The sequence below is a fragment of the Zoogloea sp. genome (assembly GCF_041904905.1).
Taxonomy (GTDB): domain Bacteria; phylum Pseudomonadota; class Gammaproteobacteria; order Burkholderiales; family Rhodocyclaceae; genus Zoogloea.
The window spans coordinates 33,763-52,641 of sequence record NZ_JAYRMI010000014.1; the positions used below are offsets into that span (position 1 = coordinate 33,763).

At 70.7% G+C, this 18,879-nt stretch carries 17 protein-coding genes; 6 read left to right on the top strand and 11 right to left on the bottom strand.

Going from position 1 to position 18,879, the window contains the following annotated elements; all coding sequences use genetic code 11:
• Positions 1-6: 6 nt before the first annotated feature.
• The 10 genes from ACE3N6_RS06190 to ACE3N6_RS06235 all read right to left on the bottom strand — a co-directional run bounded on the left by ACE3N6_RS06190 (position 7) and on the right by ACE3N6_RS06235 (position 10,947).
• A complete protein-coding gene (locus ACE3N6_RS06190) occupies positions 7-1,065 on the bottom strand; it encodes an NAD-dependent epimerase/dehydratase family protein (protein ID WP_374244317.1) in 1,059 nt (352 codons plus the stop codon).
• Between the two features lie 19 nt (positions 1,066-1,084).
• Positions 1,085-2,176, bottom strand: a complete 1,092-nt coding sequence (locus tag ACE3N6_RS06195; RefSeq protein WP_374244318.1) for an N-acetylneuraminate synthase family protein — start codon at positions 2,174-2,176, stop codon at positions 1,085-1,087.
• Between the two features lie 11 nt (positions 2,177-2,187).
• Positions 2,188-3,288, bottom strand: coding sequence for an FkbM family methyltransferase (locus ACE3N6_RS06200; RefSeq protein WP_374244319.1), 1,101 nt, complete (start codon positions 3,286-3,288; stop codon positions 2,188-2,190).
• Positions 3,285-5,084, bottom strand: a complete 1,800-nt coding sequence (locus tag ACE3N6_RS06205; RefSeq protein WP_374244320.1) for a thiamine pyrophosphate-binding protein — start codon at positions 5,082-5,084, stop codon at positions 3,285-3,287. Before ACE3N6_RS06205 ends, ACE3N6_RS06200 begins: the two co-directional genes overlap by 4 nt.
• A complete protein-coding gene (locus ACE3N6_RS06210; protein WP_374244321.1) occupies positions 5,081-6,286 on the bottom strand; it encodes a class I SAM-dependent methyltransferase in 1,206 nt (401 codons plus the stop codon). The genes ACE3N6_RS06205 and ACE3N6_RS06210 overlap by 4 nt, the downstream gene beginning before the upstream one ends.
• 10 nt (positions 6,287-6,296) lie before the next feature.
• Positions 6,297-7,673, bottom strand: coding sequence for a lipopolysaccharide biosynthesis protein RfbH (gene rfbH, locus ACE3N6_RS06215; RefSeq protein WP_374244322.1), 1,377 nt, complete (start codon positions 7,671-7,673; stop codon positions 6,297-6,299).
• Positions 7,670-8,737, bottom strand: coding sequence for a CDP-glucose 4,6-dehydratase (rfbG, locus tag ACE3N6_RS06220; protein ID WP_374244323.1), 1,068 nt, complete (start codon positions 8,735-8,737; stop codon positions 7,670-7,672). Before rfbG ends, rfbH begins: the two co-directional genes overlap by 4 nt.
• The gene (gene rfbF, locus ACE3N6_RS06225) at positions 8,722-9,498 is read right to left on the bottom strand and encodes a glucose-1-phosphate cytidylyltransferase (RefSeq protein ID WP_374244324.1); all 777 of its coding nucleotides are present in this window, start codon (positions 9,496-9,498) and stop codon (positions 8,722-8,724) included. The genes rfbG and rfbF overlap by 16 nt, the downstream gene beginning before the upstream one ends.
• Positions 9,499-9,597: 99 nt before the next feature.
• Complete coding sequence (locus ACE3N6_RS06230) at positions 9,598-10,191, bottom strand: hypothetical protein (protein ID WP_374244325.1); 594 nt, start codon at positions 10,189-10,191, stop codon at positions 9,598-9,600.
• 99 nt (positions 10,192-10,290) lie between these two features.
• On the bottom strand, positions 10,291-10,947 hold the full coding sequence (locus ACE3N6_RS06235; RefSeq protein WP_374244326.1) for an HAD family hydrolase: 657 nt from the start codon (positions 10,945-10,947) through the stop codon (positions 10,291-10,293).
• Between the two features lie 81 nt (positions 10,948-11,028).
• Here ACE3N6_RS06235 and tcdA point away from each other — a divergent pair, with 81 nt between their 5' ends.
• Positions 11,029-11,829 (top strand): tRNA cyclic N6-threonylcarbamoyladenosine(37) synthase TcdA, encoded by an 801-nt coding sequence (gene tcdA, locus ACE3N6_RS06240; protein WP_374244327.1) that lies wholly within the window; start codon positions 11,029-11,031, stop codon positions 11,827-11,829.
• Here the strand turns inward: tcdA and ACE3N6_RS06245 are convergent.
• Positions 11,804-12,664 carry a peptidoglycan DD-metalloendopeptidase family protein gene (locus tag ACE3N6_RS06245; RefSeq protein WP_374244328.1) on the bottom strand — a complete coding sequence of 287 codons (861 nt, stop codon included), beginning with the start codon at positions 12,662-12,664 and terminating at the stop codon, positions 11,804-11,806. The genes tcdA and ACE3N6_RS06245 overlap by 26 nt on opposite strands.
• A gap of 185 nt (positions 12,665-12,849) precedes the next feature.
• Here ACE3N6_RS06245 and ACE3N6_RS06250 point away from each other — a divergent pair, with 185 nt between their 5' ends.
• The 5 genes from ACE3N6_RS06250 (at position 12,850) to ACE3N6_RS06270 (ending at position 18,759) form a co-directional block, all read left to right on the top strand.
• Entirely contained in the window at positions 12,850-13,236 is a 387-nt protein-coding gene (locus ACE3N6_RS06250) for a sirohydrochlorin chelatase (protein ID WP_374244329.1), read from the top strand.
• Positions 13,237-13,259: 23 nt separating this feature from the next.
• A complete protein-coding gene (locus ACE3N6_RS06255) occupies positions 13,260-14,102 on the top strand; it encodes an ATP-binding protein (protein WP_374244330.1) in 843 nt (280 codons plus the stop codon).
• Between the two features lie 116 nt (positions 14,103-14,218).
• Positions 14,219-15,235 (top strand): efflux RND transporter periplasmic adaptor subunit, encoded by a 1,017-nt coding sequence (locus ACE3N6_RS06260; RefSeq protein ID WP_374244331.1) that lies wholly within the window; start codon positions 14,219-14,221, stop codon positions 15,233-15,235.
• Positions 15,236-15,238: 3 nt separating this feature from the next.
• A complete protein-coding gene (locus ACE3N6_RS06265) occupies positions 15,239-18,538 on the top strand; it encodes an efflux RND transporter permease subunit (protein ID WP_374244332.1) in 3,300 nt (1,099 codons plus the stop codon).
• The gene (locus ACE3N6_RS06270; RefSeq protein WP_374244333.1) at positions 18,535-18,759 is read left to right on the top strand and encodes a DUF2892 domain-containing protein; all 225 of its coding nucleotides are present in this window, start codon (positions 18,535-18,537) and stop codon (positions 18,757-18,759) included. The genes ACE3N6_RS06265 and ACE3N6_RS06270 overlap by 4 nt, the downstream gene beginning before the upstream one ends.
• Positions 18,760-18,879: the final 120 nt, after the last annotated feature.

An 18,879-nucleotide genomic window follows, 5' to 3' on the forward strand; every position in this document is an offset into this window, starting at 1 on the left:
GACGGCTCAGGGTTGCGATACAAAAAAGGCGCATTCCGCCGTCAGGCGTATCGCGTCCTCCAGGGGCGTCCAGGCGTCCAGCGCCAGCTCGTGGCGCGCCCGCTCGATGGACGGGATGTAGCGGTTGCGCGCGGCCTTGTCGTCATGGCCGTGGGCGATGTGGACGGCGGCTGCGGGGGCCAGGGTGTCGCGCACTCGGTGGGCCAGTTCGGCGATGGACAGGGCCCGGTCGGCGCCGACGTTGTAGGCCCGGCCGTGGGCGCCCTGCAGCAGGAGCGTCAGCAGCCAGATGGCCAGGTCGGCGCCGTAGAGGTAGCTGCGCAGCGGGCTGCCGTCGCCGCTGACCTGGATGTGCTGGCCGGCCAGGGCGTCGCGGATGAAGTTGCCGATGGCGAAGTGGCCGGCGAGGGGCAGGGTGGCGCCCACGAAGGCGAAGCAGCGGGCGACCGGGATGGCGATGCCGTGCCGCTGGCCGAACTGCAGGCTCCACTGCTCGGCGGCGCGCTTGGCCTCGCCGTAGGCGCTGCCCGGGTGCAGGGCGTCGCAGGCGAAGGGCGCGTCTTCGGGAATCTGCGCCACGTCGGCGGGCTGCCTGCCGTACACGGCGCCGGAGCTGACGTAGAGGGCGCGGCGCACGCCGGCTTCCCGGGCCCGTTCGAGGGTGTGGCGGGTGCCGAGCAGGATGTCGTCCATGATCGCCAGCGGGTGGCGATGGGCGTCGGCGTCGGTGTCGGTGGCGGCGTGGATGAGCAGGTCGGCAGCCGGGGGCGGGCCAAAATCCTTGATGTCTCCCGCCTGCCAGTTCAGCCACGGGGCGTCGGCGAAGAAAGGGGCGCGAGCCAGGAAGGCGGCGGGCGAGCGGGACAGCACGCAGACCTCCAGCGCCACCCCCTGGCGGTGCAGCAGGTCGAACAGGCTGAGCAACCAGTAGCCGAAGAAGCCCGTGCCGCCGGTGAGGAAGATCCGCTGCCGGTGGAGGCGGCGGGTGTCCAGGTGACCCAGCAGGGCCCCGAGCCGGCCGTGGACGGCCGGGCAGGCGGGGGACGGGAGCAGGCGGCACGACATGGCGTCAGGCTCGCGAAGGCTACAGCCCGCGGCTGTAGATGAGCTTGCGCAGGGATTCGTTCTGGGAGTAGGGGCTGTCCACGTCGTCGATCTCGAGGGGAGAATCCTTGGCGACGGGGCGGGTCAGCTTGAGGCCGTTCATGGTTTCGCGGCAGGACAGCTGGCCTTTCTGCAGGGGAATGGCCAGGTAGAAGTCGTCCTCGAGGTTCTGGTGGTGCAGCTCGTAGCCCGCCGGCAGGTCGCGCTTGGCGTAGACGCCGCGGACCAGCCCGTCCAGGTATTCGGTTTCCTTCTTCTTGGGCACGCGCTTGGCGGTGCCGGTGCCGCCGCACATCTCCACCGCCTTGTGGAAGGCCTTGAACCATTGGTCGATCTGGTGGGGCAGGGAGCAGTAGGGGGAGACGGGGATGCCGTCCTCCTCGATGTCGATGTGGCGCTCCCAGGTGCGGGCGCCCTTGGCGTAGGAGAGCAGCATCGACGAGGTCCAGTCGTGGTACTCGTGGGTGGACAGGCCGATGACGTTCTTGGGGTAGCGGTGGCGCAGGAAGTCGATCTGGTTCAGCTCCAGTTCGTCATCCTCGCTGGGGTAGATGGAGACGCAGTGGTTCACCGCCAGCGGGATGTTGCGGTTGGCGAAGAAGGTCACCATGTCGTCGATGTCCTTCTGGGTGGAGCCGCCGGTGGACACGATCACCGGCTTGCGGGTCTCGGCGATACGCTCGATCAGGAACCAGTCGTTGATGTCGGAGCTGGCGATCTTGATGATGGGCAGGTCGAGTTCGTCGCACAGGTCCACCGAGGCCTCGTCGAAGGCGGTGGCCATGGGGATGCAGTTGCGCTCCTTGATGGCCTTCACCAGGGCCCGGTATTCGGCCTTGCTGAGTCGGGTGGCCTCCGTCTTCTTGACGTAGCGGATGTCCTCGCGGCCCCGGAAATCCTTGTGGATGAAGTGGTCCACCTCGCGGAACTGCAGCTTGATGGCCGCGCGCACGTTGTTGAAGCGCACCACCTGGGCAAAGTCGTTGACGATGCGCAGCCCGCGCTCGAGGCGCCCCCAGTGGTTGTTGGCGAGTTCGAGGATGAACAGGTTTTCGAAGATGGCGTGGCTCATGATGTGGGACCTCAGTAAGCGTAAAAGACCGCGTCGAAGCTGTTGTGGGCGTGGATGCGGAAGCGCAGCCGGTAGTCGAGACCGAGGCTGCCGATCCAGGCGGGGATGCGCCACAGGTCGTCGCGGCGGTGATAGCCGGCGATGGCGAGGATGGGGCGGTTGCGGCGGATGAGGGCTTCGGCACCGGCCAGGGCCTCCAGCTCGTGCCCTTCCACGTCGAGCTTCAGGTAGCCCACCCGGGCGTTGGGCAGGCAGTCGTCAAGGCGCAGCACCTGGACGTGGCTGTTGCCTTCGCCGCCCAGGGTGCTGGCTTCGCCGTGTCCGCCGGAGAAGGCCAGGCTGGCATTCACCGAGGACACGCCGCAGGGCAGGCAGGTGACCGGCGCGTCCAGGCCCCGGGCCCGCTCGGCGAGGAGGGGGAAGTTGGCCGGGTCGGGCTCGAAGGCCCAGGCTTCGCGCAGGGGCAGGTGGCGCTGCGCGTCGGCCAGGGTGTCGCCGTCGTAGGCGCCGGCGTCCACGAAACCCAGCGGGGGGTGGGCGAGACCGGTGAGGAAGTCGGGGAAGTACTGGGGGCCGGCGACCGGCGCACCAGGGATGCCGCGGGTCTGCCCCAGCCGATAGCGCAGGATGCCGGCGAGGAGGGCGCGGCTGGGTTCGTCCTCCAGCAGGGTGAAGCTGTGGTGTAGTTCGGCCGCGTGGGCGGCGTACGCCTGCCGCTCGTCGAGCCAGTAACGCCAGCCCATGCCGCCGCCGAGGGCTTCGAAGTACTGCTGGGGCAGCAGGACGCGGGAGAAGCCCGCGGCTTCGCAGGCGGAGGCCAGGGCCGCGTGATCGGCGCCGGGTTCGCGATTGAAGACGCCGATCCACAGGGGCAGGGCGGTCCAGCCGCCGGGGAGGGCCGCGAGGGGGGCCACCGGGCAGCCGGCAAACCGGGATGCCTCGCCGCGGGACACGACGAAGCCGCGCACCGGGATGCCCAGGCCGACGAGGGCGGCGTGGAGATCCCGGCCGAAGCTGCCGCAGCCGAAGATCAGCACGCCCTCGCGGCGTGCGTCCGCCAGGGCGGCGCCGGCGTCCTCGAAGCGCAGGGACGGAAATCCGGTGGTGCTCACGCGCCGGCTCCACCCGTCCAGGCGCGGAGGCTGCGCGCCTCTGCACGCACCGCGGCCAGCTCGGCCGGGGGCAGGAAGGGGAACATGTCGTCCAGCTCGGGGGTGGCAAAGCCGCCTTCGGGCAGGGCGCGGGATTTGATCCGGGGCTCGAAGCCGGGGGCCGGGTCTACCCGCGCGGCAATCAGGCTTGGGCCGCGGCGGGCCAGGGCGGCGTCGAGGGCGGGCAGGTCGGCCGGCGTGGCGATGCTGACGGCCTCCAGCCCGTAGGCGGCGGCGACCCGGGCAAAGTCGGGAAACTCGACCCCCGAGGCGGGGGTGGCGCCGACGATGCGGCCGAAGAAGTTCTCGTGGGTCTGGCGGATGGACAGGTAGCCGCCGTTGTCGATCAGCACGATCAGCACGTCCAACCCGAGGGTCTTGAGGGTCTGCAGTTCCTGGATGTTCATCTGCAGGCTGCCGTCGCCGGCGAAGCACACCACCCGACGGCCACCGCCAGCCTGGGCGGCGCCGATGGCGGCGGGCAGGTCGTAGCCCATCGAGGCGGAGCCGGAGTTGCTGAACATGCGCTGGCCAGCCTTCAGGCGGCCCACCTGGAAGGGCAGGATGCAGGCCGAGGCGTTGCCGCAGACCACGATGTCGTCGTCGCGCAGCTGCTCGAAGATGCGCTCGACCATGGCGTAGGGGTGAAGCTGCGGGCTGGCGGCGGGGGCGCCGCCGACGGGGTAGCGGGCGCGGATGTCCCGGCACCAGGCCGACCAGGGGCGGACGTCCGGCAGGCCGTCGGCGCAGGCGGCGGCGAGGGCGGCGATGAACAGCCGGGCGTCGCAGGCCAGGCGCAGATGGGGCTGGACGAAGGGCTTGGCCAGCTCGGCCGGGTCCACGTCGATCTGGGCGATGAAGGCGTCTTTGGCAAAGCTGTCCCAGTTGTAGCTCACCTGGCGGATGTTGAGCCGGGAGCCGATGACGATGACGCAGTCGGCGTTCTGGGCGCAGAAGTTGCCTGCGCGGGTGCCGATGGTGCCCGGGCGGCCGGCGAACAGGGGGTGGTCGCTGGCGATGAGGTCGTGGGTCCAGGCCGTGGCCACCGGGATGCCGTGGGCTTCGGCGAAGGCCAGCAGGGCGCTGCCGGCGCCGGCCAGGCGCACGCCCGTGCCGGCGAGGATCAGCGGGCGGTGGGCCTGGCGCAGTTTTGCGGCGATCTGCCGGCAGGCGTCGTCCAGCCCGGCCGGGGCCTGGGGGGCGGGGGCGGTGAAGGCCGGCAGGGGCGGGCACTCGGCCGATTGAACGTCGAGGGGGATGTCGAGCCACACCGGGCCGGGGCGTCCGCCGATGGCGGTGGCCAGGGCGCGGGGGAGCAGTTCGGCCAGGGCTTCGGGGCTGCCCACGCTCTGGGCGAGCTTGGTGACCGGGCGGGCCATGGCGACCACCGGGCCTTCCTGGTCGCCAAGCTGGCGCAGGCCGGGTACGGGGGTGTATTCGAGACAGGTGGCGCGCTTGACCTGCCCGCCGATGACCAGCATGGGGATGGAGTCGGTGAAGGCGCCGAAGACCCCGTTGAGGGCGTTGATGCCGCCGGGGCCGGTGGTCACCATCACCACCGCGGGCTTGCCGGCGATCCGGGCGTAGCCTTCGGCGGCCATGGCGCAGGCCTGCTCGTGGTGCATGAAGGTGCACTTGAGGCGCGGGTGGCTGGCCAGGGCCTGGTTGAGGTACATGGCGCCGCCGCCGGTGACGGCGAACACCTGCTCGATGCCGTGATCGGCCAGCCAGTCGGCGATACGTTCGGAAACTTTCATGTTGGCTCGGTGATGAAGTGCAGGCTGCGGGTGTGGCCAGGTTCCAGACGGGTGATCTCGGCCCCGATCTGATGGGGGTTTACGGCGACGCAGACCAGAACTTGCGCGTCCGGGTGACGACTTAGTCCATCGGCAGGGGCAGCAATCGGCTTGCCGGCAAGAAGCTGCCCCTGTTTGTTGGGGGCGCTGTCGAGGAAGGCCTGCACCTGCGCAAGGGGAATGGTGCCCATTCCGAGCAGGCGCTGGGCCCAGGAGCCGGCGCCCCAGACCAGCACCGGCCCCGGGCCGATGGGTGGCTGGATGCTCAGGCGGGCCGCGCCCCGCTGGAGGCTGTCGGCCAGATAGCGGCGCAGGGCGTCCACGCAGGGGGTGTCGCCGTCGCCGCGCGCATCGATGCCCGTCCGGGCCTGGGTGGCAATGCCGGCGAAGGCCGGGTACGGGGTGCCGTCGGCGAGGATGAGCGGGGTGGCCGGAAAGGCGACCGGGTGCAGCCCCATCCGGGTGAACAGCCGGTGCAGGGCGCGGGGGCTGAAGTGGTTGATGTGCTCGCTGTCGAAGTAGTAGAGCGGCGGGCGGTGGGTGCAGTCGTAGCCGCGGGGGTCGGGCACCTCGACGTAGAGGGCGCCGGCGGGGGCGAGCAGCCGGGGCAACCCGTCGAGCCAGTCGAGATCGCGCAGGTGCTCCGCCACGTGGGACAGCACGATCAGGTCGAAATCGCGGCCTGCGTAAAGCCCGGGGGATTCGGTGGCGAGGCCCGCGTGCACCGGGAGACCCTGGGCGCGGGCCGCGGCCACGGCGGCCGGGTCGGGGTCCAGCCCCTCGGCCCGCGTGTATCCGCGGCGGTGAAGCGCCTGGAGCAGCCCGCCGGCGCCGCAGCCGATGTCCAGGATGGCGGCGTCCTTGCCCGGGAGCAGCGCTTCGAGGCGGTCGGCGAGCGCTTCCAGGCGACGCTGGTCCGCGGGGTTCTGGCCCGCGCCGGTGCCGGTGGGGCCGCCATATTTGGCGAGCTGCCGGTAGTAGCGATCGTAGTCGGCCTGGACGGCCGGGGTGTCGGCATAGACGAAGTCGCAGGCTGCGCAGGCCACCAGCCGGTAGCCGGATGGCAGCGGCGAGTGGCTGGGTTGGGGGAGCGATAGTTGCGCCAGCACGTCCGGTGCGGGGTTGCCGCAGAGGGGGCAGGGGCGATGGAGCGTGCCGGGCATGGCGGGCCGCCTAGAACCCGGCGCCGACGAACTGGCGGATCAGGGCGGCGCTGTAGTCGAGCTGGGCCGCGCTGAGCCCCGGCCACACGCCGATCCAGAAGGTGTCGCGCATGATGCGGTCGGCCACCGGCAGGGCGCCGACGACGCGGAAGTTGCGCCCGGCCATCGAGGGCTGGCGGACGAGGTTGCCGGCGAACAGCAAGCGGGTGCCGATCTTGTGCTGGTCGAGGTATTGGAGCATGTCCACGCGATTGACGCCGGCCTCGGGGCGCAGGGTGATGGGGTAGCCGAACCACGCCGGATCGCTGCCGGGGGTGGCTTCGGGCAGGATGAGGAAATCCTGTGCGTCGGCCAGCGCGGCGGTGAGGTGGGCGAAGTTGCGCTTGCGGGCGGCGATGAAGCCGTCGAGCCGATCCAGCTGGGCCAGCCCGCAGGCGGCCTGCATGTCGGTGATCTTGAGGTTGTAGCCGATGTGGCTGTAGGTGTACTTGTGGTCGTAGCCCGGCGGCAGGCTGCCCAGCTGCCAGCCGAAGCGCTTGCCGCAGGTGTTGTCGCAGCCGGGTTTGCACCAGCAGTCGCGGCCCCAGTCGCGGAAGGATTCGGCGATCTGGCGCAGTTGCGGGTCGCTGGTGAGCACCGCGCCGCCTTCGCCCATGGTGATGTGGTGGGCGGGGTAGAAGGACAGGGTGGCCAGGTGGCCGAAGGTGCCGACCTTGCGGCCCTGCCAGGTGGAGCCGAGGGCGTCGCAGCAGTCTTCCACCAGCCACAGGCCGTGGGCCTCGCAGAAGGCGCAGACGGCGGTGAGGTCGAAGGGGTTGCCCAGGGTGTGGGCGATCATCACCGCGCGGGTGCGGGGCGACAGGGCGGCTTCGAGCATGCCCACGTCGATGTTGTAGCCGGGCAGGGTGGCGTCGACGAACACCGGCACGGCGCCGTTCTGGATGATCGGGTTGACGGTGGTGGGAAAGCCGGCGGCGACGGTGATGACCTCGTCGCCCGGGCGGATGGCGCGCTCGCCCAGCTTGGGCGAGGTGAGGGTGGAGAAGGCCACCAGGTTGGCCGACGAGCCGGAGTTGACGGTGAGGGCGTAGGCGGTGCCGACGAACTCGGCCAGCCGCGCCTCGAAGGCGTCGTTGAAGCGGCCGGTGGTGAGCCAGGCGTCGAGGGCCGCGTCGATCATGGCGTCCTTCTCGGGGTCGCCGACCACCTTGCCGGAGGGGGGCACCGGGTCGATGCCGGGGCGCCAGTCGCGGGGCGTGGCGGCGGCGCGGGCGGGGCGGACGATGACTTCGAGCGCCTGCCCGGCGAGTTCGGGGTGGGCGGCGAGGTCGAGCCGAAGGCGGCCGTCGGCGTCGGGGGTGAGGGTCTGGCGGAGGAGGGGGCTCATCGGAGGGTCTCGAAGGCGGCGATTTCGTCGAGGGTGTAGCGGTGCATGTCGGCGCCGTTCTGCCAGGCCCGATGCCAGGCGAGGCTGCGGGCCACGGCTTCGTCGGCCCGCCAGCGGGGGCGCCAGCCCAGGCGGACGCGGGCCTTGCTGCAGTCGAGCTTGAGGGTGTGGGCCTCGTGCACCTGGGGGGTGGCGGCGACGGCCCAGTGGGCGGCGGGGCCCCAGCCTTCGGCGAGCTGCTGCACCACCCAGGCGACGCTGCGGGCGTCGGCCTCGTCGGGGCCGAAGTTCCAGCCGTCGGCGAAGGCGGGGCCGTCGTCCACCAGGCGCTCGGCCAGCTGGAGGTAGCCGGAGAGGGGTTCGAGCACGTGCTGCCAGGGGCGGATCGCGCCGGGGTTGCGCAGGGTGACGGGCTGGCCGGCGCCGAAGGCGGCGAGCACGTCGGGCACCAGCCGGCTGGGCGTCCAGTCGCCGCCGCCGATCACGTTGCCGGCGCGGGCGCTGGCCAGGGCGACGCCCGCCGCGGCGAGGAAGGCGCGCCGGTAGCTGGCGACGATCAGCTCGGTGCAGCCCTTGCTGGCGGAGTAGGGGTCGTGGCCGCCCATGGGGTCGGTCTCGCGGTAGCCCCAGATCTGCTCGCGGTTCTCGTAGCACTTGTCGCTGCTGACCACCACGATCGCCCGGATGCCGGCCACGTGGCGGCAGGCTTCGAGCAGGTGGACGGTGCCCATGGCGTTGGTGGCGAAGGTGTCCACCGGCGCCCGGTAGGACAGGGGCACCAGGGGCTGGGCGGCAAGGTGGAGGACGACCTCGGGTTGCGCCGCCTGCATCGCGGCGAGGAGCGCCGGGTAGTCGCGCACGTCGCCAAGGGTGGAGTGCATGCCGCGGTCGACGGCGGCTACGTCGAAGAGGGCCGGGTCGGTGGCGGGGGCGAGGGCGAAGCCGTGCACGTCGGCGCCCATCTCCTGCAGCCACAGGCTGAGCCAGCCGCCCTTGAAGCCGGTGTGGCCGGTGACGAAGACTCGCCGGCCGCGCCAGAAGGCGGGGGTCACCAGGTTTTCCATGGGGCCTCGCCGCGTTGCCAGAGTTCTTCGAGCAGGGTCTTGTCGCGCAGGGTGTCCATCGGGCGCCAGAAGCCGGTGTGCTGGAAGGCGGCGAGCTGCTTCCGGGCGATGAGCTGGGCGATCACCGGGCCTTCGAAGATGGTCCGGTCGCCTTCGTCGATGTAGTCGAGCACCTTGGGCGAGAGCACGAAGAAGCCGCCGTTGATGAAGCCGCCGTCGCCCAGGGGCTTCTCGACGAAGGCGCTGACGCAGCCGCCGCTCTTGATCTTGAGGGCGCCGAAGCGGCCCGGCGGCTGCACCGCGGCCACCGTGGCGAGCTTGCCGTGGGCCTTGTGGAAGGCGATCTCGGCGCCGATGTCGATGTCGGCCACGCCGTCGCCGTAGGTGAAGCAGAAGGCGTCTTCGTCCTGCACGTACTGGCGTACCCGGGCGAGGCGGCCGCCGGTCTGGGTGGTGTCGCCGGTGTCCACCAGGGTGACGCGCCAGGGTTCGGCGTGGCGCTCGTGGATCTCCATGCGGTTGTGGGTCATGTCGAAGGTGACGTCCGACATGTGCAGGAAGTAGTTGGCGAAGTACTCCTTGATGACGTAGCCCATGTAGCCGCAGCAGATCACGAAGTCGTGAATGCCGTGGGCGGAGTAGATCTTCATGATGTGCCAGAGAATGGGCCGACCGCCGATGCCGATCATCGGCTTCGGGCGGTTGACGGTCTCTTCGCTGATGCGGGTGCCGAGGCCACCCGCGAGAATCACGGCTTTCATCGTCGCTCCATGGGGGATGGGGACGATGTTATGCGTGGCGGGGGGCGGGCTTAGGGCGGAACAGGGGGGAAAAGAGGGGGCTATTCTGCCGGCGCGGGGTCAGCGCCGGTTGCCCATGGGGGATTCGGGCGGCGTGGCGCCGCAGGCGATGTAGTCGTCGTCGCGCATCACGGGTTTGATCTCGCAGGCGCTGGCCACCACGGGCAGGGCGGTGAAGCGGTTGAACTCGGGGTCGGCGTGGCGCACGGTGCGGACGGTCGGCAGGGCGGCGGCGGGCACCTGAAGGGCGGCGGGCGCTGTCGGGGTGGCCGCGGCGGCGGCTGCGGTGGCGGCTGCGGTGGCTTCCTCACTGCCGCGCAGCTTGGCGGCCATCATGCGCTGGTGACGGGCTTCGAGCTGGGATTCGAGCTGCACGCGGCGGAGCAGGAAGGCGCTCTCCCGGCCGATGTCGGCGACGGCGTGGCTGGGCGCTGCCGGCGCGACGTAGTTGTTGTTGCCGTGGATGGCGGTGCTGCGCACCGTGACCGGGCGAGAGGGGGTTTCGTCGAGGCTGATGGAGCGGGTCATGCCGCTGCTGCGCCCGCCCCCGACGCGGCGGGCGTCGGCGGGCTCGCTGACCAGCAGGCCGGTGAGCAGGGTGGCCAGCAGCACGGGGCCAAGGCTGCGGCGGACGGGGAGGTGGGCAACGCGCATGCGGATCATTCCTGGGGGCGGCGGGGGCCGGGATCGACGAGTGCAAAAATCTGTAAGCCCCGGAGTCTAGCGAAAGTTCGCCCGAAATGCCATGCGGATTCAGTCGGCGAGCAGCGCGGCCTGCATCGCCGCCGGGGTGGCGACGGCCCGCCAGTGAGCCGGCATTTCCGCCGGGGCGATGCTGCCGTAGCCCCAGGTGGCGGCGAGGAAGGGCAGCCGGTTGGCGTCGGCGGATTCGCCGTCCTCGCTGCGGTCGCCGATGTAGATCGAGGTGGCGGTGGGGATGGCGTGATCGGCGAGGAGCCGCTGGATCATCGCGGCCTTGTGGGGCAGGCGCGGGGAGAACAGGTCGAGGGCGTAGATGTGCTCGAAGTGGCCCAGCCAGCCCAGGTGCTCGAGGATCAGCCGGGTGGGGTGGATGCGCTTGTTGGTGGCGATGGCGAGGCGGAGCCCGGCGGCCTTGAGGCCGGCGAGCATCTCGCCGACGCCGGCGTAGGGCGCGGTGGCCTTGTAGCCTTCGGTGTCGTAGCTGGCCTTGAAGCCGTCGGCGAGGCGGTCGATGAGCGCGGCGTCGGTGGAGCCGGCGAGCAGCTGCAGGGTCTCGACGAGCGGCGGGCCGACGATGCTGTCGTCGATCGCGACGACGGGCGCGATGCCGGCCCGCGCGAAGGCGTCGCGGAAGCTGGCGAGGATGGCCGGGGCAGAGTCGATGAGGGTGCCGTCGAGGTCGAACAGGATGTGGCTGTAGCGGGGCATGGTGGGGGCCTGGGCGGATGGATGGCCGCGATTATCCCTCGCTCGGTTATATTTGCGCGCCTTCTCCGGAACCTTGCCGCCATGGATGACCGCGATCTCTCCGCCCCCGACGACTCCCGCCGCTTTGGCGGCCTGGCACGCCTCTATGGCGAGGCCGGACGCGCCCGGCTGGCGGCGGCGCAGGTGTGCGTGGTGGGGATCGGCGGGGTGGGCTCGTGGGCGGCGGAGGCGCTGGCCCGCAGCGGCGTGGGCCGGCTGACGCTGATCGACCTGGATCACGTGGCGGAGTCGAACATCAACCGCCAGATCCACGCCAGCGACGCGACCCTCGGTCAGGCCAAGGTGGAGGCGATGCGCGAGCGGATCGCCGGCTACAACCCGGCCTGCCGGGTGACGGTGGTGGACGACTTCGTGACGCCCGAGAACTGCGCCGGGCTGCTGGGCGCGGGTTTCGACTATGCGATCGACGCCATCGACGCGGTGCGGGTGAAGGTGGCGATGATCGCCTTCTGCCGCGGCGCGGGGGTGCCGGTGGTGACCTGCGGCGCGGCGGGCGGGCAGATCGATCCGACCCAGATCCGCGTCGATGACCTGTCGCGGACGATCCAGGACCCGCTGCTGGCCAAGGTGCGCGGCCAGCTGCGCAAGGCTCACGGGTTCAGCCGCGATCCGAAGAAGAAGTTCGGCGTGGAGGCGGTGTTCTCCACCGAGCCCTTGCGCTACCCGGCGCCGGACGCGGCCTGCGAGGCGTCGGCGGGGGGCGTCGTGGCGGGGCCGGCCGGCCTCAACTGCGCCGGCTTCGGCTCCATCGTCACGGTGACCGCCAGCGTGGGGCTGTTTGCCGCGGCGCGGGCGATCAACGCGCTGGCGGCGGGGCGATGAAGAGCGCCGGGTCCACCGCCGCGCCGTTGAGGTAGACGCTCCAGTGCAGGTGGGGGCCGGTGGCCCGCCCGCTGCTGCCCGACAAGCCCAGCATCTCGCCCCGGCGCACCGGCTGGCCGGCTTCGACGCTGGCCCGGTCCAGGTGGCAAACCATGCTGACGAAGCCCTGGCCGTGGTCCACGAACACGGTCTTTCCGTTGAAATAGAGGTCGTCCACCAGGGTGACGACGCCGTCGGCGGGCGCGCGGATGGGGGTGCCGGCGGGCACCGCCACATCCAGCCCGGTGTGGGGCGCGCGGGGCTCGCCGTTGAACACCCGACGCAGCCCGAAGCGGCTCGACAGGCGCCCCTCGGCGGGTAGGGCGAGGTCGGTCCGGGGCACCGGCACGTCGCGGAACTGGCTGCGGATCTCCAGCTGACGTTTGCGTTCGGCGTCGATGCGGGCCACGTCGGTGGGGTCGGGGGTGACCATTTTGGGGTTCTTGATGGTCAGCTTCTGGACCGGGTAGTCCTTGGGCGTCACGTCGAAGCGCAGCGGGCGCGACTGCCCTTCCGGGCCGATGTCGAGGGTCCGCTCGCCGACCGGGGTGTCGAGCGAGAGGCCGACCAGGGCGCGCCAGCCGTCCCGCTGCGGAACCAACAGCACCGGGCGACCCTCGTAGCGGACTTCGGGCCGCGGGGCGCCAGCCGGAGCAACGATGATCCCGGCCACGCCGCCGGGCACGGCTTCGGGCCGGAACCCTGCGTGGACACTGGCCGAGAGCAGCATCGCGGCGGTGCCGGTGACTATAACTTTAGTAATGACTTGGGTGACGGGCGGGACTATTTCACACATGGCTGCAGGAAGTTGGGTGGGAACGCGGAATTGAGGATGGACGAGGCTTTTCACGGTTTAACATCCTGTAACGACCAGGCGATGACCCACGAGGGCGCCGTCGCCCTCCGGTGCGGGCGCTTGGCGGATCGGCCGGGTTGATCGATAGTGTGGGCCGGCAATCCGGCCGGACACAGGAGCAATGGATGTCGCAGGAAGCAATCGTACTGTTTGCCCACGGGGCGCGCGACCCGAACTGGGCGCTGCCCGCTCAGCGGGTGGCGGAGGAAACCCGCCGGCTGCGCCCGGACGCGCTGGTGAGCGTGGCCTTTCTCGAGCTGATGACGCCGACGCTGGTCGAGGCGGTCGAGGCCGCGGCGGCCTCCGGCGCCCGGCAGGTGCGCGTGGTGCCGCTGTTCCTGGCCCAGGGCGGGCACCTCAAGCGCGATGTGCCGGCGCTGATGGAGACGGTGCAGGCGAGGCATCCGGAGTGCCGGATAACGCTGGTCACCGCGGTCGGCGAGGACGCCGGGGTGGTGCAGGCGATGGCAGTGCATGCAGCGGGGGCTGGCGTTTCGTCGCCGGCCGTCTGAAAACAGGGGAGGTCTCGGGTTCGATGGCTAGTCGCATCTGGCTGGTGGGGGGCGACCCCCGGTTGGCAGGACAGATCGAGGCTTGGCTGACGCCGGCCGGGTATGAGTGCATCCAGCTTGCCTGCGCGCAGGCGCACCTGCGCTTTCCCGACGAGCTGGCGCTCACCGACCGGGTGATCGTCGATGCGTCGCCGGACGATTGCTCGCTCGAGCTGCTGGCGGTGCTCAAGCACGCCGGCGTGCAGGTCACCCTGCTGGTGGAGGCCGAGGACCTGCTGTCGGTCGAGAGCGGGCTCTACGCCACGGTGTCGGGCTTCCTCGTCAAGCCCTTCGAGCGCCAGGCCCTCACCGCGGCGCTGGCCCTGCCCTGGGGCGGGGTGAGCGCCCCGGCGGGCGGTTACTTCCCGTTCCGCACTTTGGAGGATGTCACCGGGCTGTCGCAGCTGGTGGCGGGCCTGTGCCCCGAGGCCGAGATGGTGCAGATCGCCCTGTCCGAGCTGATGCTCAACGCGGTCGAGCACGGCAACCTGGGCCTGGGCTTCGTGCGCAAGGGCGAGCTGATGAGCTGCGGCGCCTGGCGCAACGAGGTCGAGCGCCTGCTCGACGCGCCGGCCTACCTGGAGCGCTTTGCCTACCTGCGGGTGGAGTTGCGGCCGCGGGAGGTGCGTTTCCTGATCCGCGATCAGGGCAACGGCTTCGATCCCACGCCCTTCCTCAACCTCAACCCGGCCCGCTCGGTGGAGCCCCACGGCCGTGGCATCGCCATCGCCCGGATGCTGGCCTTCCCCGATCTGGTGTTCCTGGAGGGTGGTCGCTGCGTGGAGGGCGTGGTGCGCCGGCTGGCCGCGCTCGATCTGGCCGCCTGAGCCCAGGCCGCCCCCGGCGGGCCGCGCCGCCCGCTTGACGGAACATAATATAAGTGTATTCTTATATTATGTTCCGATACCGTTCATCCTGCCCCCTTTTCGCTTCCGGCCTGCTCGTGGCCGGGTTGGCGCTTTCTCCTCTTCCTGCGCTGGCCGATGCGGCGGCGGGCGATGTGCCCACCCTGCGCGTCGGGATGCAGGCGCGTGCCCAGACCTACGCCAGCGAGGCGACGATCGAGGCTGTCCGTCAGGCCACCGTGGCCGCCCAGGTGCAGGGGCGGGTGCTGGAGGCGCGGGTGGATGCCGGCGCCCGGGTGCGCCGCGGCGACGTGCTGATGCGCATCGACACCCGCGAGGCCGATCAGGCCGTGGCGGCGGCGGCGGCCAACGTGGCGGCGGCCCAGGCCCGGGTGGTCGAGGCCCGAGCCAGCCTTGAGCGCACCCGCAGCCTGAAGGCGCGCAACTTCATCAGCGCCGCGGCGGTGGATCAGGCCCAGGCGGCTTTCGATTCGGCCACGGCCCAGCACAAGGCGGCCGAAGCGGCCCGGGCCCAGGTGGATGCCTCCCGCGGGTTCGCGACGGTCGTCTCGCCCATCGACGGCGTCGTCGCCCAGCGCCTCACCGAAGCCGGCGAGATGGCGCAGCCGGGCCGGCCGCTGGTGTCGGTCTACGAGCCGGGCGGCCTGCGGGCGGTGGTCGATGTGCCCCAGTCGCGGCTGGCCGAGCTGGGCAAGGCCGGCCTGAAGGCGAAGGTCGAGTTCCCCGAGAGCGGCCGCTGGCTGGACGCGGCGGCCATCGCCGTGCTGCCGTCGGCCGATCCGCGCACCCACACTGCGCGGGTGCGGGTGAGCCTGCCGGCCGATGCCTCCGGCGTGGTGCCGGGCATGGCGGCACGGGTGCATTTTGCGGTGGGCGAGGCGCCGCGGCTGGCGGTGCCGGCGGGGGCGATCCTGCGCCGGGGCGAGATCACCGGCGTTTATGTGGCCGACGACAAGGGCGGGTTCCGCCTGCGCCAGGTGCGGGTGGGCAGCCCCCTCGCGGATGGCAGCGTCGAGGTGCTGGCCGGGCTCTCCGGCGGTGAGGCGGTGGCTCTCGATCCGATACGCGCCGGCCTTCTTCGGGCGGCGCGCTGAATCATGACGACCTCCGGACCGATGGGCATCGCCGGCCGCACGGCGGCGCTGTTCCAGCGCAACGCGCTCACCCCGCTCCTCGCCCTGGTGCTGATGCTGCTGGGTGTCTTTGCCACCCTCGTCACCCCCAAGGAAGAAGAGCCGCAGATCGATGTGACCATGGCCGACGTGATGGTGGCCTTCCCCGGCGCCTCCGCCAAGGACGTGGAGGCGCTGGTGGCGCGGCCGGCCGAGCAGGTGCTGTCGCGCATCGCCGGCATGGATCACGTGTACTCGGTGTCGCGCCCGGGCATGGCGATCGTCACCGTGCAGTTCAAGGTGGGGGTGAAGAACCAGGACGCCATCGTGCGCCTGTACGACACCATCCACAGCCACCGGGACTGGATCTCGCCCGAGCTGGGGGTGGCGGAGCCGGTCATCAAGCCCAAGGGCATCGACGACGTGCCCATCGTGGCACTCACCCTGTGGACGCGCGACCCGGCCCGGTCGGCCTTCGACCTGCAGCAGGTGGGGCGTGCCGCCGAGGTGGAACTCAAGCGCGTCAAGGGCACGCGGGACGTGAGCACCGTCGGCGGCCCCGGCCATGTGCTGCGGGTGCTGATGGACGCCGGCCGGATGAACGCCTACGGCCTGACGCCCCAGGATCTGAAAGGCGCGCTGCTGCTGGCCAACGCCTCCCAGCCCAGCGGGGCGCTGGTGGACCGCAACCAGGAGGTGCTGGTGCAGACCGGCACCTACATCGAGAGCGCCGACGACGTGCGTCGGCTGGTGGTGGGCGTCTCCGGCGGCCGGCCGGTGACGATGGCCGACGTGGCCACCGTGGTGGACGGCCCCGATCAGCCCTCGCGTTACGTGTGGAACAGCCTGGGCAAGGGCTGGAGCGGGCGCTCCGACAGCGGCGACCCGGCCAGCTACGAGGCCGAAGGGCGTTTCCCGGCGGTCACCCTGTCGATCTCCAAGAAACCCGGCGAGAACGCCGCCGACGTGGCCGACGGCCTGATCCGCCGGATCGAGCAGCTCAAGGGCAGCATCGTGCCCGACGGGGTCGAGGTGACGGTGACCCGCAACTACGGCCAGACGGCCACCGAGAAGGCGGACAAGCTGATCGGCAAGCTGGTGTTCGCCACCGCGGCGGTGGTGCTGCTGGTGTTCTTCGCGCTGGGCCGGCGCGAGGCGGCGATCGTCGGCGTGGCGGTCACCCTCACCCTGGCGGCCACGTTGTTTGCCTCGTGGGCGTGGGGTTTCACCCTCAACCGGGTATCGCTGTTCGCGCTGATCTTCTCCATCGGCATCCTGGTGGACGACGCCATCGTGGTGGTGGAGAACATCCACCGCTGGCACACCCTGGAGCCGGCCACGCCCCTGTGGCAGCTCATCCCCCGGGCCGTGGACGAGGTGGGCGGGCCAACCATCCTGGCCACCTTCACGGTGATCGCGGCGCTGCTGCCGATGGCCTTCGTCTCCGGGCTGATGGGGCCGTACATGAGCCCCATCCCGATCAACTCGTCGATGGGCATGTTCATCTCGCTGGCGGTGGCCTTCGTCGTCACGCCGTGGCTGGCGGGCAAGCTGATGGCCGGCGGCGGGCACGGAGAGGCAACCGCCGGGCACGGGCCGGACAAGCTCACCCGGCGCCTCGAAGCGCTGTTCCGCCGCATCATGACGCCGCTGCTCGACCCCCGCACCGGCGGCCGGGCGCGGATGAAGCTGTGGTTCGGCGTGGTGCTGGCGATTGCCCTGTCGGTGTCGCTGGCGGCGGTGCAGTTGGTGGTGCTCAAGATGCTGCCCTTCGACAACAAGAGCGAGTTCCAGGTGGTGCTCGACATGCCGGTGGGTACGCCGGTGGAGACCACCGCCGAGGTGCTGCGCGAGATCGGCGACGAGCTGGCCAAGGTGCCGGAGGTGACCGACTTCCAGAGCTACGCCGGCACCGCCGCGCCGATCAACTTCAACGGGCTGGTGCGCCAGTACTACCTGCGCGCCCTGCCCGAAATGGGCGACATCCAGGTCAATCTGGCGGACAAGCACCAGCGCAGCCGCAAGAGCCACGAGATCGCGGTGTCGGTGCGCGACGCGGTGGCCGCCATCGCCCGCAAGCACGGCGGCAACGCCAAGGTCGTCGAGGTGCCGCCCGGCCCGCCGGTGCTGTCGCCCATCGTGGCCGAGGTGTATGGCCCGGATTACGGCGGCCAGGTGGCCGTGGCGGGCACCCTGCGCAAGGTCTTTGAGGCGACGCCGGACATCGTGGGCGTGGACGACACCGTGGACGAGGCTGCGCCCAAGCTGGTGCTGCGGGTCAACCAGGCCAAGGCGGCGCGTCTCGGGGTGGCCCAGGCCGACATCGTCGAGGTGGTGCGCCTGGGCCTGGGCGGCGAGAACGTCACGCCCGTGCACGGCGGCGACAACAAGTACGAGCTGCCGGTGCGCCTCACCCTGCCGCCGGAGCGCCTGTCCACGGTGGATCAGATCCTCCAGATGAAGGTGCGGGCGCGCCTGCCCGAGGCCGGCGGCGCGCTGGTGCCGGTGTCCGAGCTGGTGCAGGTGCAGCCCACCCGCCGCGAGCAGGTGATCTACCACAAGGATCTGCTGCCGGTGGTCTATGTCACCGGCGACATGGGCGGCAAGCTGGATTCGCCGCTTTACGGCATGTTCGACATCCGCAGCCAGGTGAAGAACCTGCCGCTGGTGGGCGCGGGGCTGGCCGGGGTGCTGGACGAGTGGTTCATCCACCAGCCCGACGACCCCTACGCCGCCTACGCCATCAAGTGGGACGGCGAATGGCAGATCACCTACGAGACCTTCCGCGACATGGGCGCCGCCTACGCGGTGGGGCTGGTGCTGATTTACGTGCTGGTGGTAGCGCAATTCCGCAGCTACCTGGTGCCGCTCATCATCATGGCGCCGATCCCGCTCACCATCATTGGCGTGATGCCCGGCCACGCGCTGCTGGGCAGCCAGTTCACCGCCACCAGCATGATCGGGATGATCGCGCTGGCGGGGATCATCGTGCGCAACTCGATCCTGCTGGTGGATTTCATCGACCAGCAGGTGGCGGCCGGCACCAGCCTTGCCGAAGCCACCATCCACGCCGCCGCGGTGCGCGCCAAGCCCATCGGGCTCACGGGCCTCGCGGCGATGATCGGCGCGCTGTTCATCCTCGACGACCCGATCTTCAACGGGCTGGCCATCAGCCTGGTGTTTGGCGTGCTGGTGTCCACCCTGCTGACGCTGGTCGTCATTCCTGTCCTGTATTACGCGGCCACCCACAAGCGGCGCGCCGCAACCGAAGGAGAAGCCTCATGAACCTCACCGTCAACCAGTTCGTCCGCATCTTCGCCGGCGCCTTCGTGCTGATCTCCCTGGCCCTCGGCGTCGAAGGCAGCCCCCTGTTCGTGAGCAGCAAGTTCCTGTGGTTCACCGCCTTCGTGGGGGTCAATCTGTTCCAGAGCGGCTTCACCCGTTTCTGCCCGCTCGAGAACATCCTGCGCAAATTCGGGGTGAAGGACAGCATCGGCTGCGCCTGATCCCGACAGCCCTGCAAAGCTTGGGGCGAGTCCTCAAGCTTTGTGGCGTGGGGCCGTTCACTTCGGGTAATGAGCCCGAGACACGTCCCTTCATCCAGCTTTGAGCGGGCCCTCCGATCA